Source organism: Streptomyces sp. GD-15H (assembly GCF_045291515.1).
Taxonomy (GTDB): Bacteria; Actinomycetota; Actinomycetes; order Streptomycetales; family Streptomycetaceae; genus Streptomyces.
The window spans coordinates 7,850,325-7,874,234 of the sequence record NZ_CP149447.1; the positions used below are offsets into that span (position 1 = coordinate 7,850,325).

Below are 23,910 nucleotides of genomic sequence, written 5' to 3' on the forward strand. Positions count from 1 at the left end.
TTCTCGGTCACACCGACCTCCGCCGTCCGGGCGTAGGTCAGCTGCGGGTTGCCCGCTCGATCAGGTCCTGGAGATACAGCCCCCGGGCCGCGTCGAGCTCAGGCGGTGTGTGAGTGCGTACCGCTGTGGCGAACTCCCGGCGCAGTATGGGCCAGCACTCCTCGTGGTCGATCTCGGCGGTGTCGTAGACCAGGGGCGGCTCGGTGCCGAAGAGTTCGACGCGGGTGACGGCGCGGGGCACGTCGACGGCGCCGGACAGGGAGGCCTGGCTCACCGCGCCATTCGCGTGTTCGAAGGTCAGCTCGATCCATGTGCGTGGGTCGCCCGTGCCGTGGATCGCGGTGATGGGACCGATCGCGGTGTCCAGGAGGTCGAGCAGATGCGGGCCCAGATCGAGCAGCGCGCCCCGTTCGAGGCGCCAGCCGGTCGCGAAGTCGCCGCCCAGGAAGGCGCCGTGCAGGTAGCAGGAGCGAGCGCCGGCGACCTCGATGCCGCGGGCGGCGTCGAGAAACGCACGGGTGGTCGGGTGATAACGCTTGGTCAGCACCAGCTGGGAGATGACCTCCGCCTCGGCGACGGCGTCCGCCACACGTCGTGCGGCAGCCCGATCAGGGCCCAGAGGCTTCTCGAGCAGCAGCGCCTTGCCCTGCTTGGCCGCCAGGGGCGCCAACTCCGCCTGGACGGCGGGCGGGACGGCGAACGCCACTGCCTCGCACCGGTCGAGCAGGTCCTCGAAGCTCCCGGCGGCCCGCGCCGCGTAGGGCTGTGCAGCCTGCTGTGCGGCCTCGGGGCGGCGGGCCCAGACGGCGGCAAGCCGGGTCTCTGGGCCGGTCGCCAGCATGCGGGCGTGCATGGCCCGGGCCCAGGGGCCGGCACCCACGAGGCCGACCTCGACCGGCCGGTGCGCCCAGGGGGATATGAGGGTCACGATGTTCCTGTCTGCGCGGAAGGGATGGTGCCGCTGAGACGGGCGTCCGCGCGGGCGGGGGAGTAGAGGTAATCGACGACCATGGTGGCCGCCCCGATCAGCCCGGCGTGGTCGCCGAGCCGTGAGGTGACGATCTGCAGGTTGGCCGTGGTACGGGGCATGGCGCGCTGGTAGAGCAGCTCGCGCACGCCGGTCATGAAGGGCACTCCGGCGAGGTCCCCGGCGAGCATCAGCACGCCGGGGTTGAGGAGGGTGACGACGGTGACGAGGACCTCGCCGACCCGCTGGCCGGCCTCCCGGGCGAGGCGGATCGCGTCCGGGTGGCCCTCGGTGAGCAGACGCTTCACGTCGGAGCCGGACGCCGCGCCGGCATGCAGGGCGGAGAGCTGCCTGGCCAGCGCACGGCCGCTGGCTACGGCGGCCAGGCAGCCGTAGGACCCGCACATGCACAGGGAGTCAGTCCGGTCATGCAGACGGATGTGGCCGATGTCGCCCGCGCCGCCGTCGATTCCGCGGTAGACGCTGTTGTCGATCACCACACCCGCGCCGATGCCGGTGGAGACCTTCACGAGGACGAAGGCCGCGCAGTCGGCGTGGTGGGCCTGCTGCTCGGCCAGCGCCATCAGGTTGGCGTCGTTGTCGACGAGGACGGTGACCGGCCCCTCGTCCAGGCCCGCGCCCACATGCCGGCCGTAGGCCGTCTGGAGGCGCTCGCGGATGGGGTACCGGTCCCAGCCCGGCATGATGGGCGGCTCGACGACCCGGCCGATCTCCCAGTCGACCGGGCCGGGCACCGACAGGCCGATTCCGCAGACCCGGGCCCCGTTGACGCCCGCCGCGGCGATCAGGTCCGGGAACCAGGCCGACACCTCGTCCAGGACCCGGTCGGGTCCTTCGGTGATGTCCAGCGGGCCGGTGTGCTCGGCGAGGATCGTGCCGGCCAGGTCGAGGACGGCGGCGCGGGCATGCCGTGTCTCCAGGTCGACGGCGATGACCGAGGCATGGGTGGGATCGAAGACGATCCGCTCCGACGGACGGCCGCCCGTGGAGGTGCCCGTGGTGTGCCGCAGCCAGCCCGCGCGGTTGAGCGTGTCCAGCCGTTGCCCGATGGTGGAGCGGGACAGACCGGTGGCGCGCAGCAGGTCAGCGCGGGTGTTGGCCCGGCCACTGCGGATCAGGTGCAGCAGCGCGCCCGCGCTGACCTGGTTCGACGTGATCACAACATCACCCATGATTTCAGCTCTTGTCGGCGCCGCTGGTCAAGCCCTCGGTGAGAAGTCGCTCGGCGGCGAAGAACAGAACTACCACGGGAATCGTCAGCACCACGGAACCGGCCATGAGGATCGTCTTGGGCACCTCGATGCCGTTGGAGAGTTGGGCCAGGCCCAGGGACACGGTCCACGCGTCGGGATCGGCGGCGAGGAAGAGCAGGGCGAACAGGAACTCGTTCCAGGCGATCATGAAGACGTAGAGGCCGGTCGCCATCAGGGAGGGCAGGGCGAGCGGGAGGATCACCTTGCGGATCGTCTGCAGCCGTGAGCACCCGTCGAGCGCCGCTGCCTCCTCGATGGAGTACGGGATGGTGACGAGGTAGTTCTTCAGCATGTAGATCGACACCGGCACGGTCTGGGCGACATAGACGATGGCGAGTCCGACCAGGCTGGAGGAGAGCCCCATCTTCGCGAAGATGACGAACAGCGGGACGGCCAGCAGGGTCGCCGGGAACAGGTAGACGGCCAGGAAGAGCGCGCTGACCTGGCGGTGACCGAAGAACCTCAGCCGGCTGACCGCGTAGGCGCCGGGCACCGCGGCCAGCAGGGTCAGTACGACCGTACCGAGGGACACCAGGGCGGAGTTGACGAGGAACGTCACGAAGCCCTGGCCGCCGGCGTCGGTGGACTTCAGCACATCGCGGTAGGTGGACAGCGTGAAGTCCTTGACCGGGATCCACAGGGAGCCCGGGTCGAGGAGCAGGGCGTCGATGGGCTTCAGCGACAGCAGGAGCATGTAGTAGAAGGGCAGCAGAGTGATCAGCGCGAGGAACGCGATGACGAACCAGCGCAGGACGCCGAAGAACCGGTCCTCGAACTGTGCCCTGGTCAGGGCGGTCTTGCGGGTCACGATTCCTCCTGGACCTTGTTGCCGAAGAACTTGAAGTAGAGGCCCAGCAGGATCATCAGCGAGGCGGCGAGGACGAGGGCCTGGGCGGCCGCGGCTCCCACGTCGTAGCGGGCGGTGAGGAAGTCGTAGACCCGGACGGCGGCGACGTCGGTGCCGGCGCCGCCGCCGGTCAGCAGGTAGACGTCGTCGAACTTGTTGAAGGTCATGATGAACCGCAGGACGCACAGCAGCGCGATCATGGGCATGAGCTGCGGAAGCAGAATGTGCCGGAAGCGCTGGGTGGGCGTGGCCCCGTCGACCGTCGCGGCCTCCTCGAGTCCGTTCGGGACGGCCTGCAGACGGGCGAGGAGGAACAGGAACGCGAAGGGGAAGTAGCGCCAGCACTCGAAGACGATGACGGTCAGCAGGGCCAGCGGGATGTCGAACCGGAGGCCCAGCAGGTTGACTTCGTACGCGCGGGTGGAGAGGAAGGCGATGGGGTCGTCCCAGCCGAACAGGCTTCGGCCCCAGTCGTTGACGATGCCGTACTGCGGGCTGAGCGAGACCTCCCAGACGAACGCCACGGCCACGACGGGTGCGACGTACGGCAGCAGCATCGCGGCGCGCAGCAGGCCACGGCCGCGGAACGGCTTGCGCAGGGCGAGCGCGGCGATCAGCCCGAGGAGGAGGAGCCGGCCGTGCTGCCCGCGGTGTAGATCAGGGTGGTGCTCAGGCTCGACCAGAAGCCGGCGGAGGCGAAGACCTGGCTGAAGTTGTCCAGGGACCAGTTGCCGAACAGGCTCAGCCCCTGGACGTCGACGAGCTTGGCGTTTTGGAACGCCAGCAGCACCGTCCAGGCGATGGGCAGGACGACGACCACCAGGACCACGATGAAGGTGGGCGAGACGAACGCGAGCCCCGCGCGGTTGGCGCGTCGGCTTGCGGTCATCGGGCGGCGGCCCCGGGCGGTCGGACCACCCGTGGGCCGGGGGCTGGTCTTCCGGCGCTGCGGCGCGCCGGTGGGAGCTGTTGTCATGAGGGGACCTTCGTGACGGGCGCGCGGGGCGGCTACTGGAGGGACTTCTGCAAGGCGGAGACTTCGTCGCCGGCTTCGCGGGCCGCCTCCGAGGGGGAGGTCTGCCCGCTGGTCATGGCGCCGATGGCCTTCGGTACGGGCAGTTCGCCGTTGGTGGCGCCGACGAGGGCTCCCTCGCCCTGGGTGATGCCCCAGCGGCGCATGTTGCTGACACCGTCGGCGAGTTCGTTGAGCAGGCTCGCCGGGAAGACCTCGTCGAAGGGCTTCCTGGTGTCGACCCCGATGTCGCTGTGCAGCCAGGCGTCGATGTAGCGGTCGGGCTGCGCGGCGGTGCCCTCCCGGACCGGGATCTTGCCCTCGGGGGACATACCGAACCAGGACTCGTAGCCGGTGCCCATCATGTACGCGATGAACTCGCGGGAGGCCGCCGTCTCGGCGGTCTTCGTCGCCACCCAGGAGGTGATCTCGCCGAACTGGGCCGCCTCGTCGGCGTCGGGGCCCCGCATCGCGGTCACGATGCCGCTGTTGTCGGCCAGGTAGCCCGGGTCCTTGCGGCACTCGCGGCAGCTGGGCAGGGCGTCCTTGCGTAGACCGGCGAGCTCGTCCAGCAGGAAGGAAGACCAGACGATCATGGAGGACCGGCCCGCGAAGTAGGTGGCGCGGGTGGAGTCCACGGTCTGCGTGCCCGGGGCGCCGTAACCGCGGGCCAGCTGGTCGTAGGTGCTGAACGCGGTCTCGCACTGCGGTGATTCGAGGGCGACCTCGTGCCGGTCGTCGACCAGCTGGCAGTCGTTGGCGAGGGCGATGCTCTCGAAGCTCTGCGAGGTGAAGACGTCGCCCGGATCGGTGGCCGCCGAGATGCCGTCGTGCCCCTTGGCGGTGAGTGCCTCGGCGGCGGCCAGGGTCCGCTCGTAGGTGTCGGGGGGCGCCAGTTGCTTCCCCTCGAACTGGTCCTTGCGGTACACCAGCAGCTGGAGCCAGGCGTCGGAGGGCACACCGAGGCTGGTGGCGCCGTCGGAAGTCAGGTCGAGCGCGTTGGCGTTGAAGGTGCCGCGCCCGAGCTCCCCGATGATCTCCTTCGGGATATCGGTGTTGAGCAGGCCGTTGGTGTACATCTGCCACACTTGGCCCATCGGTGCGGCACCGATGACGTCGGGCAGCTCGCCCGCCGCCGCGGCCGACATGATCAGCTGGGGCATCTGGCCCTCGTCGACCCCGACGAGTTTGACCTTGATCCCGGTCTCCTTCTGGAACCCGTCGATGATCTTTTGTGTCGCCGCGACGCGGTCCGGGAGGTTCTCCTGGGACCAGACGGTGATCTCACGGTCCGGAGTGCCGGGCCCGGTACCGCCGGTGGAGCAGCCCGCGAGCAGCCCGGTCCCCAGGGCTGTTGCGACGCCGACCGCAGTCATCCTCGACCGCAGGGTCCTGATGCGCATTGCGTTCCCTCGTTCCGACTTATGTCTACTGGGAACGCATCTCAGCATCACTATTGCTTGTTGACAAGGCATAAGTTCCGGATATCGTCAACGCAACCCGCCCAACGCACCGTTCGGAGTCCTTCGTGGAACGCGTCGTCCAATTCACCGGTCCCCGCCAGGTGGAGGTAGCCGAGCAGGTCAGGGCCGAAGTGCCTGCCGGGCACCTGAGGGTGCGCACCCGCTACTCGGGCATCTCGGCCGGCACCGAGCTCACTGCCTACCGCGGCACCAACCCGTATCTGACGCGCACCTGGGACCCCGAGGCCCGCCTCTTCCGCGACGGTGCGGCAGGCATCGAATACCCGGTGGCCGGCTGGGGCTACTCCGAGGTCGGCGAGGTCGTCGAGATCGCCCCGGACCTTGTCGGCACGCCGGGCCTTCCGCAGGTGGGCGACATGGTGTGGGGTATCTGGGGCCACCGCAGCGAGGGCATCGTCCCCGTCGAACGCATGATCGGCCACACCCTGCCGGCCGGTTTGGAGCCGCTCGCCGGCGCCTTCGCCCGCGTCGGGGCCATCGCCTACAACGCCGTGCTGGCCGCCGACATCCACCTCGGCGAGGACGTGGCCGTCTTCGGGCAGGGCGTGATCGGCCTGCTCACCACCCGGCTCGCCCAACTGAGCGGTGCCCGGGTCACAGCCGTCGACGCCCTGGACGGCCGCCTGGAGACCGCCAGGCGCTACGGCGCCCATCACACCCTCAACGCTCGCACCGACCAGGTCGCCGAAGCCATCCGCGCCGCCACCGCCGGTCTCGGCGCCGACCTCGCCATCGAGATCAGCGGCGCCTACTCGGCCCTGCACGAAGCCCTGCGATCGGTCGCCGTCGGCGGCCGGGTCGTGGCCTCCGGTTTCTACCAGGGCGACGGCATCGGCCTGCGCCTGGGCGACGAGTTCCACCACAACCGCGTCCAGCTCGTCTGCTCCCAGATCGGCGGCATCCCCCCGCAGCTGTCCAGCCGTTGGAGCGTCGAACGCCTCCAGCAGACCTTCCTGCGGCTGGTCGCCGAGGGACATGTGGACGTGACCTCCCTGGTCAGCCATGTCGTCCCGGCCGCCGAGGCCGCCGATGCGTACGCACTGCTGGACGAACGCCCCGCCGAGGCGCGGCAGATCGTCCTGGAATTCTGAGAGGCCCCTCATGCTCAAGACCGCCGTACAGGAACAACTCCTGCCCGGAGACACCCTGCAGGCCAAGTGGGAGTTCGCGCAGGAGGCCGGCGACGACGCCATCGAACTGCGCGGCAAGGGCGGCCTCCACTTCGCCTCCCGCCTCGACGAACTGAAGCAGGCCCACAAGGACGGCGTGGCCATGCCGACGGTGTGCGTCGACATGCCGCACTTCTTCGGTGCCTTCGACGAGGACCTGCGCCGCGACGCGCTCGCCCAGATGAAGTCCCAGCTCACCGTGATCGCCGAGATCGGCGGCCGGGGCGCCCAGACCCCGGCCTCCTACGGCATGTTCTCCCGCCGTCTGCCGCCTTTCGAACCCCCGCGTACCGAGGAGGAGGACCGCGAGATCCTCCTGGCCGGCCTCACCGAACTGGGCGAACACGCGCGCAGGGAAGGCGTCATGCTCTTCCTCGAGCCGCTCAACCGCTACGAGGACCACATGGTCAACCGTCTCGAACAGGCCGCGGACCTGATCCGTGCCACCGGCCTCGGCTCCGTGCGCATCGGCATCGACAGCTACCACATGAACATCGAGGAGTCCGACCCCACCGCCGCGATCCTCGCCCACCCCGACCTCATCGGCCACGCCCAAGTCTCCGACTCCAACCGCTTCCAGCCCGGCGCCGGACACCTCGACTGGCCCGCCTGGCTCGGCGCCCTGCACACCATCGGCTACGACGGCCACCTCGCTGCCGAGTGCCGGCTGACCGGCGATCCCGTCGAGGCCGTCCGCTCCATCCCCGCCTTCCTCAAGAGGTCCGGCGCGTGAAGACCCTCCTGGGCCGGCCCGCGCCCTCCGCGCCCGCAGACCACCTGACACTGCGGCGCGGTGCGGCGCGGGTCCTCATCGACAACTGGACCGGCACCTCCACCGTCCCCTCCCGCACCCTCTACCCCCATCAATGGAGTTGGGACTCCGCCTTCATCGCCATCGGCCTGCGCCACCTCTCGGTACGCCGCGCCCAGCGGGAACTCGAATCGCTGCTGGCCGGACAGTGGGCTGACGGCCGCCTGCCGCACATCGTCTTCAACCCCGCCGTGCCGTACGGGGCCTATTTCCCGAGCCCGGACTTCTGGCAGTCCTCCCGCGCCGCGCGGGGCGTGGGCGCACCGGCGATCCCCGAGACCTCGGGCATCATCCAGCCACCGGTGCACGCCCTGGCGGCCTGGCTCGTGCACTGCTCGGACCCCGCCGAGTCGGACCGCCGCGGCTTCCTGGCCCGCATCCATCCCGGGCTCACCGCCTGGCACGACTATCTCCTCACCCACCGCGACCTCGGAGGCGGGGGACTGGCGGCCGTCGTCCACCCCTGGGAACCCGGCATGGACAACAGCCCCTGCTGGGACCGGCCTCTTGCCCGCGTCGAACCCGCCGCCGACACCTTCCGCCGAGCCGACCTGGACCACGGCAGCCCCACCGACCGGCCCACCGACCTCGACTACGGCCGCTACGTCCGGCTGGCCGCGACCTACCGCGCAACCGGCTACGACGACCGGTCCACGGTCCACGGTTTCGCCGTCGAGGACCCCGGCTTCAACGCCCTGCTGATCACCGGCGAACTCGCCCTGGCCCGCATCGCGGAACACCTGGGCCACGCCGGGGGCGCCCACACCGAGCGGGCCGCCGACCTCACCCGGCGGCTCGTCGACCGCCTCTGGGACGACTCCGCGGGACTCTTCCGAGCCCGCGACCTCGCCGACGACTCCCTCATCGACGAGCGCAGCGTCACCGGACTCGTCCCGCTCGTCGTCCCCGGCCTGCCCGCCGACCTCGTTCGGCGTCTGCTGGAAACCTTGAACGGACCGCACTTCCGGGCACCAGCCACCCGACTCGTCCCCAGCTACGACCTGTCCGGACCGAGCTTCGACTCCCAGCGGTACTGGCGGGGCCCCGCATGGTTCAACACCAGCTGGCTCATCGAACGCGGACTGCGTACCCACGGCTGGCATGCACAAGCGCAGCACCTGCGCCAGGCTCTTGTCACGGAGGCCGGACGAACCCGGTTCGCCGAGTACATCGACCCCCTCACCGGCGAGGGCCGCGGTGCCCGGTACTTCTCCTGGACGGCCGCCCTCGCCCTGGATCTGTTGCTCACCGACGACAAGGAGCCGTTGCCATGACCGAGGCCGGCGAGCAGGTACAGCTCGTGCGCGACGCCGCCTTCGTCCGCCTCGGCCCGGACGGCGACCTCCACGGCGTACGCGGCACGGCACCCGACGGACTCTTCCTGCGCGACGCGCGGCACCTCAGCCGCTGGCGGCTCACCGTCGACGGCACCACCCCCACCACGCTCATGCCGTCCGCGGCCGCGACGGCAGACACCGCCACCTGTGTGCTCACCCCCGCCGGCACCCGCGACGAACCGCCCGCCTACGCCGTCTTCCGCCGGCAGACCCTGACCGCCACAACCCTCACCGAGCACCTGCGCTTCGTCAGCAACCGCCCCGAACCCGTGACCGCCCACCTGGACCTCACGGCCGACGCCGACTTCGCCGACCTCTTCGAACTGCGCGCCGACGACCGGCACTACGCCAAGCCGGACGCCGTACACCGCGTCCACACCACCGACGACGGCGTACGGTTCGAGTACCGCAGAGCCGAGTGGCACGCGCAGACGACCGTGGCCTGCCGGCCCGCTCCCGACGCCGTGACAGAGGCACAGGAGGGGCCGACGGCGCGCACCCTGCGCTGGCGGCTCCGGCTGGACGGCCACGCGGAGGCCGAACTCCACCTGACCGTACGCGCCCGGCCACACGGCATGCCCTCGCACATCCCGCAGGCTCCCCGCACCGATCGGAAACAACTCCCCGAACAAGCCGATGACTTGGCTCGGGCAATCGACCAGGGCCTCGCCGATCTGGATCTGTTGACGGTCCTGGCGACCGGGGTGGACGGCGAGGACGTGTTCGTTCCCGCCGCCGGTATCCCCTGGTTCCTCACCCTGTTCGGCCGGGACTCGCTGATCACGTCGTACTTCCTGCTGCCGTACCGGCCCGGCCCGGCCGCCGCGACCCTGAGCGCCCTCGCCGCGACCCAGGGCCAACGCCACGACGCCTTCAGCGGCGAGCAGCCCGGACGGATCGTCCACGAGATCCGCCACGGCGAACTCTCGCACTTCCGCCAGGTTCCCTTCGGGCGCTACTACCGCACCGTCGACGCCACCCCACTCTTCCTCGTCCTGCTCCACGCCCACTACGAGACGACCGGCGACCGGTCCCTCGCCGTACGCCTGGAGCCGCACGCCCGGCGGGCCGTCGACTGGATGCTCACCGACGGCGGCATCAACGACCACGGCTACCTCGTGTACACCCCGGACCCGAACGGTCTGATCAACCAGAACTGGAAGGACTCCCCGAACGCCATCTGCTTCACCGACGGTACCCAGGCCGAGGGCCCCATCGCCGTGTCGGAGGCGCAGGGCTACGCCTACGACGCCCTGACGCGCACGGCTCGACTGGCACACGAGGTATGGGGGGACGAGGCCTACGCGGCCCGGCTGCGCGACCTGGCGGTGCCGTTGCGGCACCGCTTCCTGCGGGACTTCTGGATGCCCGGCGCCGACTTCCCGGCCCTGGCCCTGGACGGCGAGGGCCGCCAGGTCGACGCCCTCGCCTCCGACGCCGGCCACCTGCTGTGGTCGGGCATCCTCGACACGGAGCACGCCCGCACTGTCGGCCGAAGGCTGCTGCGACCCGACTTCTTCTCGGGCTGGGCCATCCGCACTCTCGCCTCCGGCCAGCGTCCGTACCACCCGCTGTCCTACCACCGCGGCAGCGCCTGGCCGCACGACAACGCCCTCATCGCGCTCGGCCTCGCCCGCCACGGACTCGCCGACGAGGTCCGCACCCTCGGCGCGGGCCTGATCGCGGCGGCGGCAGGCTACGGCTACCGACTGCCCGAGGTCCTCGCCGGTTACGACCGCGCGGCGACCGCGTCACCGGTCCCGTACCCGCACTCCTGCTCCCCGCAGGCCTGGGCGGCGGCCACCCCGCTCGCCCTGCGGACCGCAATCGAACAGGTGGGCGTGTAGTCCGGTATGAACCGTTCCGGGTTCGATAGGGACTCGATCATTTGAGAGGATCGAGTCATGGCACGTCCTTCCCCCTACCCGTCACCACCGCGAGCCTCTCCGAAAGCGCCCTGGGAAGACGCCTCCTCGACCAGGCCAAGAACTGGGTCGGCACCGGCTTGAAGAAGGCCGTCGTCGAGCACGGCGCCAATCTCGGAATCGACGTCGAAGTCGTCAACAGACAGCCCGGAGCTCGCGGTTTCCGTGTCGTCAAAAGGCGCTGGGTCGTCGAACGTAGCCTGGGACGGATCATGACGCACCGGCGCCTCGCCCGCGACTACGAGACGCTCCCCGTCAGTTCCGAAGCGATGGTCGACATCGCGTCGATCGACAACCTCGCCAAGTGCGTAACGGACGAGAACACCCCACCTGGCGAAGCACCCACTGGCCTCGATCTTGCATGACGGTCCGTCGGTTCTTCCGTCGGGCCGTTTCGCTGTTGTGGGTTGGTCGTGGGAATGCCGGTGGCCCGACTGTCGTGTCGGGTGGGCGCCGGGTTCCACGGCTCCGGTGGGGTGATGCTGCTCGGAGGGACGGGAAGCTGCTGGTCAACCGGGGTTCGACAGGGCATGGAGCCGTCAGCTTCACCTGAGGAGTGCAGCTTTTCTGACGACGAACAGGACCCTAGACAAGTCCCATCGTCCCAGGTCAGAGGCACTCTTCACTTATTTGATCAAGCCTCGGACACTCACACTCGCGAAGCGCGAGGCTAGTACCAGAACGCCTTGGCGACGGCGCGGTGTGCAGCGGCCGCGCGGCCGTAGAAGTCCCGAAGGCCGGTGTGGTGGGCAAGGTAGTTCTCCTTGGCCGCGCCTTCCGGGTCCTCCCACTGGGCGTACGGCGCGGTGAGTTTGGCCCCCTCCACCTGCCAGAGAGCTTCGAAGGAGGCCCCGGCGAGCAGGTCTGCGACCGTGGCGACCTGGTTCGGGTCGAGGATGACGAATGGCGGTTGCTGGTCCATGCAGGCGGGGACGATCCGACCCCCGTAGACCGGCAGATCCCATGATGAAGTCCCGCCGGCGAGCGTGGGCCCTGCCAGGTAGAGGTCGTTGAGGGGGTCGAAGTCCTTGGCTATGGATTCCGCGATGCCTGCCGCGTACTCGGTCTCATGGTTGTCCCAGGCCGCGCCCATGAACTCCTCCAGTGAGGCGTGGTCGTCCCGGATCTCATCTTCTGCCACCGCTCGAAGGTGAAGGTGAAAGCTCATGTCTCGGTCTCCTCGTGACTGCCTGCCTTGATCTTGCATGACGGCCCGTCGGTTCCTACGACGGGCCGAGTCGCTGTTGCGGACTGGCTGCGGGAGTGCAGGTGGCCCGGCTGTCGCGTCGAGTGGGCGCCGGGTTCCACGGCTCCGGTGGGGTGATGCTGCTCGGAGGGACGGGAAGCTGCTGGTCAACCGGGGTTCGGCAGGGCATGGAGCCGTCATCTTCACCTGAGGAGTGCAGCTTTCCTGACGATGAACAGGACCCTAGAGAAGTCCCATCGTCCCAGGTCAGAGGCACTCCTCGCTTATTTGATCAAGCCTCGGACGCCCACACTCGCGAAAGCGCGAGGCTAGTGCTGTGACCGGCAACGTTCACCGGGTTGCTCGTTGTGCTGGTTGGAAGTGACGACTTCCAACCAGCAGGGGAGGCGGGATGGCACCACCGGTCAAGGTCCGGAGGCTGACTGAGCAAGAGGGGCAGAAGCTTCAGCAACTCGTGCGGCGGGGCAGCACGAGCTCGGTGCGGTTTCGGCGGGCGATGATGCTGCTGGCCTCGGATGGCGGCAACAAGGTCCGGGTGATCGCGCGGCTGGTCCAGGCGAACGAGGACACCGTCCGCGACGTGGTCCACCGCTTCAACGAGATCGGGCTCGCATGCCTCAACCCTCGGTGGGCGGGAGGCCGTCCTCCCCCAGGCTCCGCCCGGGGGTACCCCCAGCCTGCTGAGCAGTGACGACGAGGACTTCGTCATCCAGACGGCCACCACCCGCCCCACCATGCTGGGCAAACCCTTCACCCGCTGGTCGATCCGCAAACTGGTCGATCACCTGCGCAAGAACATAGCCCGGCCCGTCCGGATCGGCCGTGAGGCCCTGCGGTCGTTACTGGCACGTCGCTGGATCACCTTCCAGAGGACGAAGACCTGGAAGGAATCCCCGGATCCAGCGTTCGACGCCAAGCTGGAACGGATCGAGTACGCGGTCAACGAACGTCCGGACCGCACGTTCGCCTTCGACGAGTTCGGGCCACTGGGCATCCGCCCCACCGCCGGCTCCTGCTGGGCCGAACAGAGCCGCCCCGACCGATTGCCAGCCACCTACCGACGCACCCACGGCACCACCTACTTCCACGGCTGCTACTCGGTCGGCGACGACAAGCTGTGGGGGATCAACCGGCGTCGCAAGGGCACCGACCACACCTGGGCCGCCCTGCGGTCCATCCGCGCCGCCCGTCCGGACGGCGCCCCGATCTACGTGGTCCTCGACAACCTCTCCGCCCACCTGAACTGGAGAACCCGCAGGTGGGCGGACCGGAACAAGGTCGAGCTGTGCTTCACCCCGACCTACGCGTCCTGGGCCAACCCCATCGAGGCCCACTTCGGACCGCTGCGGCAGTTCACGCTGGCCAACTCCAACCATCCGAACCACACCGTCCAGACCCGCGCCCTGCACGCCTACCTGCGCTGGCGGAACAACAACGTCCGTCACCCCGATGTCCTGGCCGCCTAGCGACGCGAACGCGCACGCATCCGCAGCGAACGAGGCGTCCGCTGGGGCGGTAGACCTCTACCAGCGGCGGCCTGACGTCATCGCCCCGACCACAGGAACTGCTCGTCCGGTTCCTCATGCCGCTCCAGCACTCCCGCGGCGACCAGCTGAAGCAGCACCTCATGGATGTGATTGCCCTCTTCCCTCGCGATACGGTGCTGTCATGTCTCGATCAATCGAAGCCGGATCAGTCTTGTCTCCCGTCACCGCGGACGACGTCGACCTTGCCGTGCGGCTCGCCGTGGGCATCCTTCGGGACGCACCCCCGGAGGGGTGGGGCGGTAAGGCCGGTTCGCTGGAGTGGGACTGCTGGGAGACCGTCGAGCACCTCGCCAACGACCTGTTGTACTACGCCGTGCAGCTGGGGCCGCAGAGCCCGCCGCTGGACACCCATGTGCCTTTCGCGTTGAGCCAGAAGAGGCCGGACGGACCCATGGTCTTCGTCTACGCGGAGCGTGATGCGGGTCCGGCCGGCCTGGTGCAGGTGCTGGAGGCGTGCGGCGCGCTGCTGGTCGCCATGGTGCGTACGACGCCGCCCCGGGTCCGCGCCCACCACGCCGCCGGGGTGTCGGACCCCGAAGGCTTCGCGGCGCTGGGGGTGCAGGAAACGCTGGTGCACATGCACGATGTGGCGGAAGGCCTCGGGCTTGCCTGGACCCCGCCCTCCGCTCTCTGCTCGCGGGTGCTCGCCCGTCTGTTTCCAGAGGCTCCGGGCGGCGCGGATCCCTGGCTCACCCTGTTGTGGGCCACCGGCCGCGCCGAACTGCCGGGGCACCCTCGTCTCACCACATGGCGCTCGGACAGTACACCACGGTCATAGGAGCGGATCGGCTTCAGCCGCGGCCAGGCTGATGATCGTGCCCTTACCGCGGCGAGAGCGCACCGGGCCACCCGTCCCAACCGGCAACCCGGCGAACCTATGCGGTCACGGCACTTGGTGCATAAGGGGCAATGCGCCTACGTCAAACGCCCTCTCAGGTGCGCGAGGTGCCTCGCCTTTCACGGGCCGGGCAACGGGTTGGTGCCCTCTGTAGGCACCGGGTCCGCGCTCGGCAGACGGTTGCCGATACTGCGGTATGCCAGAAAAGGGCTTCTCATCCGGTGGGCGGGAAGGCAGTTCTTGCCGTCGACCACGACGCGCGGCGGGGCGAGGAGCTCTGCCAGGCCGACCCAGTCCGCCTCGATCACCTGGGGCCATTCGGTGAGTACCAGCGCGCCGTGCGCGCCGCGAACCGCATCGGGCAGGTTGCCCTGCGGCACGGCTGCAGGGAAGAGGCGCATCAGCTCATCCGGGGACGTCCCCGGGTCCCATACCCGCACCCGTGCCCCTTCCCTCAGCAAACTCGGCACGATCGTCCGGCTAGGGGCGGCACGCAGGTCATCGCTCCATGGCTCATAGCGCACCCCCAGGACTGCGATCTCGCACCCGGCCAGATCGCGACCCAGTCCTTGCGCCAGCACGGTGACCGCCGTCTGCGGTTGTGCGGCGTTGATGTCGATCGTCGCGTTCAGCAGCGGCGTGTGGATGCCGTGGGCCGCGGCCCAGTGAGCCAGCGCCGCGGTGTCCTTGGGCAGGCAGGAGTCTCCGAAGCCCAGGCCGGGCTGCAGCAGCGCGTGCCCGATCCGCGGGTCCGATCCCACTCCCTGGATCACCGTGTCGATGTCCAGATCAGGCAGTGTGCACAACCGGGCCAGTTCATTGGCGAAGCTGATCTTCGTGGCGAGGAAGGCGTTGCTCGCGTACTTGATCATCTCGGCGCTGGTCGGAGTGGTCACGATCCACGGGCAGGCGACGCCGGCGTACATCTCCCGCAGCACCGCAAGACAGGCCGGTGAGGTTGTTCCAGCGACGACGCGGGCGGGCGTTTGCCAGTCGTCGAGGGCGCTGCCCTGATTCAGGAACTCCGGGTTGTAGGCGTAGCGGCCGCGCAGGCCGGGGCGGGCAGTCAACAGCGTCTGGCTCGTCCCGGGCGGCACGGTGGACTTCAGCACCGTGCACGGCTGCGGCAGCAGCCCCGCCACCTCCTCCAGAGCCACTTGGACCTGCAAGAGATCAGCCGTGCCGTCCGCGCTGGGAGGAGTACCGACGGCAATCAGGACCACCTCGAACGGCCACTGACGGTGCAGCGGCTCCAGCTCGGCCGCGAAACGCAGACGTCCGGTGGCCAGGGCCGCCGCGAGCTGCTCCGGCAGGCCGGGCTCGTACACCGGCGCCTCGCCGGCCAGCAGGCGGGCCAGCCGCCCGCTCTCCTGCTCAATGCCGGTGACGTAATGACCCTGCAACGCCAAAGCCACCGCACCGGTCAGTCCCACATACCCCTGGCCCACGACGGCGATGCGCACGTGCCCGCTCCAACGGATCCGGCCGTGACACGGCTTTCAGCCCTGAGAGGGCGGACCGGCCACGGATGTCTGCACCATGTACCCGTTGGGAACGGCCACGTCCCGGCTGCACGAGGACTGCCGCTCGAACAGATGAGTCGAGGGCGCCGGACCACGGCCCCAGCCGGGACTGTAAATCGTTCGGCTCTGAACATGATTTTCGTAGCCGTTGATCGTCGGCTGGAGGGATCAGTTGAGCAGGATCCGGTGACGGAGGAGGCGGAAGCCGACCCGGCCGTACATCTGGTGCTTGATCAGTTTCGTCATGGTGCTGACGCCTCCGGTCCCGCCGTTGTGGAACGGCAGGGTGAATGCGTTGATCACGGCGTCACGGTCGCGTTCCAGGCCGCGGGTGAAGGCGTCCAGGTGGGGCAGGTCGTCGGCGCGGACACGAGTGATCCATTCCTTGAGGTGCCGGGCGTTGTCCGGGGCCAGGCTCAGGAGGTCCGCGAAGGTCCGGATACGCCCGGTCGGGGCGGTCATCTCGGGGCAGGTGCCGGTCAGTTCCGCGAGGAGCGCGCGGTCGGTGTCCTTGAGCCGGTCGGCGTCGATGCCCGGCCGCTTGCCGATCAGACGGGTGGTGGGGTGACCGATGACGTTGATGCGGGGGTTCTCGCAGGCGCGTACGATCCGCCGGGTCATCGTCTTCCGGCCGATGCGGAGTGGGAACGCACCAAGGCCACGCAGATGTCGAAGTCCTCGAGGAACTCGTCGGGCCAGTCCACCTCCCGGCCCGGGCCGATGTCGGGCTCGGTGCCGTGCAGCAGCCGCATCCCGTGGTGCCTGCCGTCCAGTGACCGCACCCGCTCGCGCTGGGCGAGGATCTTCTCGTCGGTCATGCGCTGCATGTAGAGGCTCGGTGCGTGGTCGGCGACCGCGTAGTACGCGTAGCCCCGTCCGGCGGCCGCTGCCATCTCCTTCAGTGGGCGAGGCCGTCGGTGAGGTCGATATGGGTGTACAAGTCGCCTCTGATGTCGTCCTCCGTCACCACCTCGGGCAGCTCGCCGCGCAGGCCAGCTTCGATCTCCCCTCGGTCCTCCCGCAGCGTGGGCGGGATCCATGGCAGGCCGAGCCGGGCGTACACCTCGTCCTCGGACCGCGAGGCGACCCGCTTTCCGCCCTCGGTCTCGAACAGGCCGTCCTCGTAGAGCCTCAGCCCCAGGTGGGCGGCGATCGTGCGGGTGCGGACGTTGTGCGCTTTCGAGCCGGTGAAGTACTGCTGGCCCGCGCCCCATGAGTCCGGCCGCACCACGCGCAGGTCGACCTGGACGCCCTTAACGGTACGGATCGAGGTCTTCTTGTCCTCCTGTGTGATGACCTCGGCGGTGGAGTGCAGTGCGGTGAGGGCGCCCATGAAGGGGGCCGACCGGCCGGCGGCGACCAGGATGTCGATGTCGCCGATCTCTCGAACGTGAGTCGTACGGTGATCTGGCTGATGGACACCGCCCCCCGGGCGGCGCGGTGGCCCGTGACCGTGGCCCGGCACCACCGGGTCGGCTGCAGCGGGCAGGCGTCCACTTGGGCCCGGTCGCCCCATTTCCTGACAAGCGTGGACATGGCGGATTGTCCGGCATGGTCCGAGCGATCGGATTGAGCACGTCGGTGAGGCGCTGGAGAATGTCAGAAACAGGTCGTCAATGGTCAGGACGTCGGCGGCGCGCCGTCGCTCGTTCAGGATGGCGCTGGCGTACGCCTGAGCTGCGAAGCCCTGGCCGGCGGCCGAGACGCCGTCGGTGGCCCGTCGACCGTGAGCCCGACGACACGTTCGCCCTCCGGCCATCACACGGAAAGCAGCGGACATGACCGAAGCCGCCCATCCGTTCGAGGAGCTCGTGCGGGCCGTTCGAGAGGCCGGTATCAGCGACGAGCGCCTGCTCCAGGCCGTACGAGCGACGCCCCGAGCGGCATTCGTCCCCACCGGCCACCAAGCGCATGCCTACCATGACGTGCCCTTTCCGATCGGGCACGCACAGGTGACCACGCAGCCCTCGCTCTCCGCCATGATGATCGAGGGCCTTGACTTGAGCGGGGACGAGCACGTACTCGAGATCGGTACCGGCCTCGGCTTCCAGACCGCGCTGCTTGCCCGGTTGGCCGCCGATGTCGTGACCATCGAGATGTGGCCGGACATCGCCCGGCAGGCACGGCGCAACCTCGCCAGGCAGGGCATTCGGAATATCGAGCTGCGCATCGGGGATGGCAGCGGTGGCGTACCGGACCGCGCTCCGTACGACGCAGTCATCGTGTCCGCCGCGTTCCCGGAGGTTCCCGCCCCGCTGGCCGAGCAACTGCGCTTCGGTGGCCACCTCGTCCAGCCCATCGGGCCGGGTGGCCGGGAGCAGGTGGTGTCCTTTCTGCGCACCGCGATGGGGCTGGAGCGCCGACGGATACTTACGCCCGCGCACTTCGTCCGCCTGCAAGGACGGTACGGCTTCCCTTCCTGAGCCCCGCCGACCGCGTCGGATTGCCGACATTCCGGCGACCTTGCGACATGAGGAGGGTGACGGTCAGCTCGCCGCGGCTGGGGCTGCGTCCACGCCGACACAACCGGAACGCGCGGCGATACGGCGGCAGCGCGCCGGTGACAACCGCGAGGGCAAAAGCGTCAGAACTCCCCGGAGCGCGAGGAGCGGGCGCTGACGTCAATCAGCGGTGACGCGGGTTCCCCTGTGATGTCGTGCCCTTCGCCGCACATCAGAGGGGCGCCCTCGGCCCCACCGTCCGGTTCGAACCCGTCAAAGCCGGGGCTCATTGGTTTGCGATGCGTGCCAGGGCGAGCGCGATGTTGTCGGGTCCGCCGGCCGCGATGGCGGCCTTCCACAGTTCGAAGGCGGCCCGGCCGTCGCCGTACCCCCGCATCAGGCCGTCGAGGACGTCGTACGGCACCGGGTCGGTCAGGCCGTCGGTGCAGATCAGGTACCGGTCGCCAGGGGCCACGGGGGTGGCGGTCACATGGGGGTGATGGCGCGCTACTCCGCCGTGCCGCCGAGGGCCTGGGCACGAGGGAAGTGATGCGCTGCCCTGGCCCGGTCGGGGATTGCCGTCCACGCTGACCTGGAGCAGTCCGTCCCGGGATGCGGCGAAGACCCGGCTGTCGCCCACGTTGAACGCCAGCAGCGATCGGGGCAGTATGACGGCGCCCGCGACGGTCGTGCCCATCGTGGCCGGTCCGTCTCCGCTTGCGGCCGCGTACACCTCGCGGTTGCAGGCGTGCAATGCCTCACGGACGCCGTTCTCATCGGTCAGGACAGGCCCGGTCAATGCGAGTCGGCGGACGACCAGGGCACTGGCCACCTCCCTGCCGGGCTGGCCGCCGAGCCCGTCGGCGGCGGCGACGACGAGCGGCGTACCGAGGGGGAACACGAGCGTCTGCGGGTTCTCGGTGACGGTGGCGCACGGTGTCCACGGCCCGACGACGAGGCTGTCCTCGTTCCGGTCGCGGACCAGTCCTGGATGGCTGAGCGCACTCACAGCGACGTACGTCATCGGATGCCACCGCCTTTCCATACGGGCCGATGGGTGCGTGACCCGTGACCGTCTGCCCTGGGGGCGGGTGCCAGGCAGTGCATCCGAGGCCGGATCGTGCCGTGACCATTCTCAAGTGGCCCACTCGGCAGTGCATCTCGGCCGCAGCGGCCGCTTCCGCGTGCGATTCGGCCATGCCCGTGACGCCGGGCAGTGGTGCGGCTGCCAGTCGGCTTCATCGGCAATAGCATGAATGTGACAGGGCTGGGACACGGAGGAGCCTGCGCGGGCAACGAGCCTCTTCCCACGGGGCGCACCGCCGACGCAGCGGCCGCTCGTCGTTCCGCCGCTTCTTGAACCTCCTGACCGCTTCCGGGTATCGGTGTCACGCACCGCCCGCGACGGAGGTGCGGCAGCCGGTGAGGCGCAGGCACGGATGCACGGACAGACCGCAAGGGGAAGATCCCTGTCCGCGACGCGCTCAGCCGGCGTTGTCACGTTGTGGGGTGCGTGACTGTCTGACGGCGGGCCGGGGCGTGGTGGGGCCGGGTGGCGATTTCGGGTCAGGCCGCGGTGGGCATGGCGGCGGCACCGGTGATCCGGTCCCAGATCGCGAAGCGGAGGGTCGTCTCGGCGCGGGGGACGGCGGCGGCCATCAGGTGGTGGGGGCGGAAGTGGGGTGGGATGCCGCTGCAGGCGGCCGGGAACCGCTGCGCTGCGCCGGCGGAGCGGAAGCCCTTCCTGGCGCGTTCGTGCCGCCGGGTGGGCTGGTGGCAGTTCTCCGCCCGGTGGTTCAGGCCCTGGTGCGAGCGGTGCTCGACCGAGCGCATCAGCTCCCGGCGGGCCACGCCGTGGGAGCGGAGCCTGTCGGTGACCAGCGCCCGGGGCACCCGGTGCTCCTTCATCAGCTTGGCCATGAACGGCTTGGCGGCCTTGGCGTCGCGCCTCGACCGGAGCAGGATGTCCAGCACGTTCCCGTGCTGGTCCACCGCCCGCCCCAGGTAGTGCCGCTCGCCGTTGATCTCGAGGAAGACCTCGTCCAGGTGCCACTTGCCCCCCGGGTCGGGTCGGCGGCGCGGGCCGTCGGCGCGGGCCTGCCCGAACGTGGTGCACCAGCGCCGGGCGCTCTCGTAAGACACGAGCACGCCGCGCCCGGGCATGAGCACCTCGACCTCGCGGAAGCCGAGCGGGAAGCGGACATACCGCCCCACGCAGTGGGAGATGATCTCCACCGGGTACCGGTGCCCCTGGTACGACGGCGACGCGCTGTCCATGGATGATCCCTCCCCGGCATGACCGACCAGAAGATCATCCCACCCGGTCAGCCAACGTGACAGTGCCCGACCGCGGACTGCGGAGTGGGACACGAGCGCAGTGCTGTCCACCGTCGCCGACGCGGCCTCCGACAGGCAAGTCGATCATCTGCTGTCTCAACTACCTGAATCTTGCGCGGAGTTGTTTGGCAGGCCAATCCTGAGCTAACCGCTCAGGCGTGGCCCGTCGCCGGTCGGCATCCGCACCCCACCGCGGCAGCCGAGCGCACAGCAAGCCCTGACCGATGTGCCCGGCGACGTCGCCTTCGACGTCACTGGATCCGTGCTGTAGCCAGTCGACCTCCTCGACCGGTCACATGGTGACCCTCAGCCCCGTCTCGTGTTTCGGTCGACCGGTCGGTGCCGACGCATACTGGAACCAGAGAGCCACATACGCATATGAGCCGGACGTGGAGGTGGGCCATGAGCACCCTCGAACAACACGTTGACGTTGGAGTTCCGATCGGCAAGGCATGGGACAGTCTCCACCGGGTGGAGAACTATCCGCGCTTCGTGGACGGACTGCGAGACGCCCGTACGGAGACAGAAGGCCGAGCGCATCTCGGCGTCGAGGCCGGCGGCCGGTCCCGGGAATTCGAGGCCGAAGTCTCCGACCGCGAGGGGGAGCACGTGATGGAGTGGCATACCACCGGTGCTCCCGACCTGACGGGTTCCTTCTCCCTGCGGTCGATCGACGAAAACCACACCCGGGTCCAGGCACGGCTCGAGTACGAGCCCGGCACCATCAGGGACACCTTCGGCGGGCCGAAGGGCTTCGCCCAGGCGAACGCGATAGAACGCCTCGTCCGCAGCGATCTCGAGCACTTCAAGGAGTACGTGGAACAAGGGCGGTGAACAGCAGGCGGGCCCCGCTGCGGTACCCGGCAGGTCAGCGCACAGCTAACAGCTAGTAGCTCGGCTCAGATCCTTGGCCTTTCCATTGCTCTTGTCGCGTGGTCAGCCCGCTGGGATGCCGGCGATCTGAGTGACGAGGAAATCGAGCCGTTCCTCTTGGCCGTCCGGGGGGATGCGGCCGCTGTCGGACAGGACAACCATGCCGTGCAATGCGCTCCAGGTGACTTCGGCGAACAGTTCGCGTCGCTCGTTGTCCAGGCAAAAGCAGCTGACGAACTCGCCGAAAGCGGCCCGTAGCGGGGGTGGTGTCTCGGCGCTCGCGAATTTCACGTCGGTGGGCAGGACGAACATGGCCTGGTACAGGGCAGGCCGCTCGGTCGCGAATTCCAGATAGGCGCGGCAGACGGCGCGCAGGGCCTGCCCGGCTCTGGGGCGGCCTGCCGGGCGCGGCGCAGGTGGGCGGCGAGTCCGCTGAAGCCATCGATGGCGACGGCGCTCACGATGGCGTCCTTGCCGTCGAAGTGGCTGTACAGCACCGGCTGGCTGTACTCGACGCGTTCAGCCAGCCGTCGCGTCGTCACCGCCTCCCAGCCTTCGGCCTCCGCGAGTTCGCGCGCGGCCGTGATGATCAGCTGATGACGGTGGGCGCGTTCACGTTCACGGCGCTCGTTGATGGCGGACATGACGGCATCCTAGCAACGCTAGACATCCTGTCGCGGCTAGGTCTATCGTCGCTAGCACTACTAGCGCCGCTAGAAATCGCTGCGGGCGCCGCCACCGAGAGGGGAAGCAACCCATGCTCACCAACGTCGCCAACGTGCTCACCGGACTGATCGGCGCAGGCATCATCTTCGTCGGCGCACGCGCATTTTGGGCACCTCAGGCCGCGGTCGGCTTTGGCATCTCCGGCACGCCGACCGAGGACCGGAACTTCCAGGCCTGGCTGTCCGTCAAGGCCGTGCGCGACATAGCCTCGGGGCTCTTCATCTTCATCCTGCTGGCTGGAGCGACACCCCACCTGTTGGGCTGGTTCATGCTGGCCGCCACCGGTATACCCGTCGGCGACGCGCTGATCGTGCTGCGCAGCAACGGGCCCAGGGCGGCCGTTTACGGCATCCACGGAACCACCGCCGTGGTGATGCTGGCGATCAGCGTGCTCCTGCTCGTCGCGTAACCGCTTGTCACGCCGCTTGGGCCGGGTATTGCGTCCACTGACGGATGGGTGAGTCCAGGGCGAAGTTGGTCTTCGGTTCGGCGCGGGCGTTGCGTCGGCGGACGTAGGCCGCGATCGCGGCGTTCTGCTCCTCGTGGGTGCGGTGGTCGGTGCCGTTGAGGACGAAGTAGCGCAGGGCCGCGAACTCCGACTCGGCCCAGTTCAGCCAGGAGCCGTAGGTCGGCAGGAAGGCCAACTCGACGTCGTTGTCAGCGGCCCGGCTGCGGACCTCGGCATGCTTGTGCGGGGAGAAGTCGTCCAGGACGACGTACAGCTTCTCTCCGGGCCAGCGCGAGCGCAGGGCCTTGAGCAAGCCGAGGAACTCTCGCCACCGCTTACGCTTCCGAATCCTGTAGTAGATCGTGCCGGTGGCAAGGTCGAGCGCGGCGAGCATGTGCATCACTTCGCCGTACCGGTGGTAGGTGGCCCGCAGCCGGCGGGCTTGCCGACCGGACGCCAGGACCTGCCCTTGCGGCTGGAGGTTGAGAGGGCCGATCTCGTCGACGCATGTCACCCGGCCGTCGGTCGGCGGGGTGTCGTACAGCGCGAGGATCCGGTGCATCTTGGCGACGAAGTCCGGATCGGTAGAGACCTTCCACGTGGTTGTGGCCTGCCAGGAGACCTTGCCGGAGCGCAGGATGCGGCGCAGCGTCTCCCGGCTGATTCTCGGAACCACGGGCCGTTGGACCAGGTGGTCGGCGAGCTTGGACAAGCTCCAGGTGGTAAAGCCGGTCAGGCCCCAGTCGGCGGGGGACGTCCGGGCGATCAGGCAGATGTGCTCGCGCACCCGCTCACTGATCGCCCTGGGGCGTCCCCCGCTCCATTTTGGGTCCAGCGCGTCGAACCCCCGCTCGTTGAAGGCGTGGATGACATCGCGGACGTCGTCCTCGCCGACCTGCATCAGCGAGGTGATGTCCTTGACCGTCTGGCCCTGGGCGGACATCAGCACCACGATCGCCCGGCGCAGCCGAACCGGGTCCTTCGCGGTCCGGCTGATCCGCTGCAGGCGGCGGCCCTCCTCCCTGCTGACCGGACGGACGAACACACTCGGTCGACGTCCCACGACCACCTCCAAGATCAAGTACTGGGGACAGTCTGCTGACCATCAGACGGGACGTCGATTACCCACCCAACGATGCGAGAC

17 protein-coding genes and 6 pseudogenes are annotated in these 23,910 nt (G+C 69.2%); 11 read left to right on the plus strand and 12 right to left on the minus strand.

Annotation, left to right across the window (positions count from 1 at the left end):
- Positions 1 to 37 precede the first annotated feature (37 nt).
- The 5 genes and pseudogenes from WJ438_RS37170 to WJ438_RS37190 all read right to left on the minus strand — a co-directional run bounded on the left by WJ438_RS37170 (position 38) and on the right by WJ438_RS37190 (position 5,503).
- The gene (locus WJ438_RS37170) at positions 38 to 931 is read right to left on the minus strand and encodes a Gfo/Idh/MocA family protein (RefSeq protein ID WP_406729928.1); all 894 of its coding nucleotides are present in this window, start codon (positions 929 to 931) and stop codon (positions 38 to 40) included.
- Complete coding sequence (locus tag WJ438_RS37175) at positions 925 to 2,160, minus strand: ROK family protein (RefSeq protein ID WP_406729074.1); 1,236 nt, start codon at positions 2,158 to 2,160, stop codon at positions 925 to 927. The genes WJ438_RS37170 and WJ438_RS37175 overlap by 7 nt, the downstream gene beginning before the upstream one ends.
- Before the next feature lie 4 nt (positions 2,161 to 2,164).
- Positions 2,165 to 3,049 (minus strand): carbohydrate ABC transporter permease, encoded by an 885-nt coding sequence (locus WJ438_RS37180; protein WP_406729075.1) that lies wholly within the window; start codon positions 3,047 to 3,049, stop codon positions 2,165 to 2,167.
- Positions 3,046 to 4,064, minus strand: a pseudogene (locus WJ438_RS37185) (carbohydrate ABC transporter permease). Before WJ438_RS37185 ends, WJ438_RS37180 begins: the two are co-directional and overlap by 4 nt.
- Positions 4,065 to 4,096: 32 nt before the next feature.
- Positions 4,097 to 5,503, minus strand: coding sequence for an ABC transporter substrate-binding protein (locus WJ438_RS37190; protein ID WP_406729076.1), 1,407 nt, complete (start codon positions 5,501 to 5,503; stop codon positions 4,097 to 4,099).
- A gap of 125 nt (positions 5,504 to 5,628) precedes the next feature.
- On the opposite strand from WJ438_RS37190, the gene WJ438_RS37195 reads away from it, so the two are divergent.
- From WJ438_RS37195 to WJ438_RS37215, 5 genes and pseudogenes are all read left to right on the plus strand, one after another.
- Positions 5,629 to 6,675, plus strand: a complete 1,047-nt coding sequence (locus WJ438_RS37195; protein WP_406729077.1) for a zinc-binding alcohol dehydrogenase — start codon at positions 5,629 to 5,631, stop codon at positions 6,673 to 6,675.
- A gap of 10 nt (positions 6,676 to 6,685) precedes the next feature.
- Positions 6,686 to 7,486 (plus strand): TIM barrel protein, encoded by an 801-nt coding sequence (locus WJ438_RS37200; protein WP_406729078.1) that lies wholly within the window; start codon positions 6,686 to 6,688, stop codon positions 7,484 to 7,486.
- Entirely contained in the window at positions 7,483 to 8,838 is a 1,356-nt protein-coding gene (locus WJ438_RS37205) for an MGH1-like glycoside hydrolase domain-containing protein (protein ID WP_406729079.1), read from the plus strand. Before WJ438_RS37200 ends, WJ438_RS37205 begins: the two co-directional genes overlap by 4 nt.
- On the plus strand, positions 8,835 to 10,748 hold the full coding sequence (locus WJ438_RS37210; RefSeq protein ID WP_406729080.1) for a glycogen debranching N-terminal domain-containing protein: 1,914 nt from the start codon (positions 8,835 to 8,837) through the stop codon (positions 10,746 to 10,748). The genes WJ438_RS37205 and WJ438_RS37210 overlap by 4 nt, the downstream gene beginning before the upstream one ends.
- Positions 10,749 to 10,828: 80 nt before the next feature.
- Positions 10,829 to 11,172: pseudogene (locus tag WJ438_RS37215) on the plus strand (transposase); the annotation flags it as partial.
- Positions 11,173 to 11,496: 324 nt separating this feature from the next.
- Here WJ438_RS37215 and WJ438_RS37220 read toward each other — a convergent pair.
- Positions 11,497 to 11,994 (minus strand): DUF1877 family protein, encoded by a 498-nt coding sequence (locus WJ438_RS37220; RefSeq protein ID WP_406729081.1) that lies wholly within the window; start codon positions 11,992 to 11,994, stop codon positions 11,497 to 11,499.
- A gap of 430 nt (positions 11,995 to 12,424) precedes the next feature.
- Here WJ438_RS37220 and WJ438_RS37225 point away from each other — a divergent pair.
- Positions 12,425 to 13,574, plus strand: a pseudogene (locus WJ438_RS37225) (IS630 family transposase).
- Between the two features lie 127 nt (positions 13,575 to 13,701).
- Positions 13,702 to 14,358 (plus strand): hypothetical protein, encoded by a 657-nt coding sequence (locus tag WJ438_RS37230; protein WP_406729082.1) that lies wholly within the window; start codon positions 13,702 to 13,704, stop codon positions 14,356 to 14,358.
- A 179-nt stretch (positions 14,359 to 14,537) separates the two neighbouring features.
- On the opposite strand, the gene WJ438_RS37235 is transcribed toward WJ438_RS37230, so the two are convergent.
- Both WJ438_RS37235 and WJ438_RS37240 read right to left on the minus strand, forming a co-directional pair.
- On the minus strand, positions 14,538 to 15,881 hold the full coding sequence (locus WJ438_RS37235) for a UDP-glucose dehydrogenase family protein (RefSeq protein ID WP_406729083.1): 1,344 nt from the start codon (positions 15,879 to 15,881) through the stop codon (positions 14,538 to 14,540).
- Between the two features lie 228 nt (positions 15,882 to 16,109).
- A pseudogene (locus tag WJ438_RS37240) lies at positions 16,110 to 17,322 on the minus strand (transposase); the annotation flags it as partial.
- Positions 17,323 to 17,719: 397 nt separating this feature from the next.
- Here WJ438_RS37240 and WJ438_RS37245 point away from each other — a divergent pair.
- Positions 17,720 to 18,364, plus strand: coding sequence for a protein-L-isoaspartate(D-aspartate) O-methyltransferase (locus WJ438_RS37245; RefSeq protein ID WP_406729084.1), 645 nt, complete (start codon positions 17,720 to 17,722; stop codon positions 18,362 to 18,364).
- Positions 18,365 to 18,668: 304 nt separating this feature from the next.
- Here the strand turns inward: WJ438_RS37245 and WJ438_RS37250 are convergent, their stop codons facing one another.
- Positions 18,669 to 19,406 (minus strand): PP2C family protein-serine/threonine phosphatase, encoded by a 738-nt coding sequence (locus WJ438_RS37250; protein ID WP_406729085.1) that lies wholly within the window; start codon positions 19,404 to 19,406, stop codon positions 18,669 to 18,671.
- A 542-nt stretch (positions 19,407 to 19,948) separates the two neighbouring features.
- Entirely contained in the window at positions 19,949 to 20,659 is a 711-nt protein-coding gene (locus tag WJ438_RS37255; protein ID WP_406729086.1) for an IS6 family transposase, read from the minus strand.
- A gap of 58 nt (positions 20,660 to 20,717) precedes the next feature.
- Here WJ438_RS37255 and WJ438_RS37260 point away from each other — a divergent pair.
- Positions 20,718 to 20,867, plus strand: a pseudogene (locus WJ438_RS37260) (DUF2267 domain-containing protein); the annotation flags it as partial.
- Between the two features lie 254 nt (positions 20,868 to 21,121).
- On the plus strand, positions 21,122 to 21,553 hold the full coding sequence (locus WJ438_RS37265; protein WP_406729087.1) for an SRPBCC family protein: 432 nt from the start codon (positions 21,122 to 21,124) through the stop codon (positions 21,551 to 21,553).
- A 102-nt stretch (positions 21,554 to 21,655) separates the two neighbouring features.
- Here WJ438_RS37265 and WJ438_RS37270 read toward each other — a convergent pair.
- Positions 21,656 to 22,236 (minus strand): annotated as a pseudogene (locus tag WJ438_RS37270) (TetR/AcrR family transcriptional regulator).
- Between the two features lie 113 nt (positions 22,237 to 22,349).
- Between WJ438_RS37270 and WJ438_RS37275 the strand changes: the two are divergent.
- Positions 22,350 to 22,727 (plus strand): DUF4267 domain-containing protein, encoded by a 378-nt coding sequence (locus tag WJ438_RS37275; RefSeq protein WP_406729088.1) that lies wholly within the window; start codon positions 22,350 to 22,352, stop codon positions 22,725 to 22,727.
- 7 nt (positions 22,728 to 22,734) lie between these two features.
- On the opposite strand, the gene WJ438_RS37280 is transcribed toward WJ438_RS37275, so the two are convergent.
- Entirely contained in the window at positions 22,735 to 23,829 is a 1,095-nt protein-coding gene (locus WJ438_RS37280; protein ID WP_406729089.1) for an IS630 family transposase, read from the minus strand.
- Positions 23,830 to 23,910: the final 81 nt, after the last annotated feature.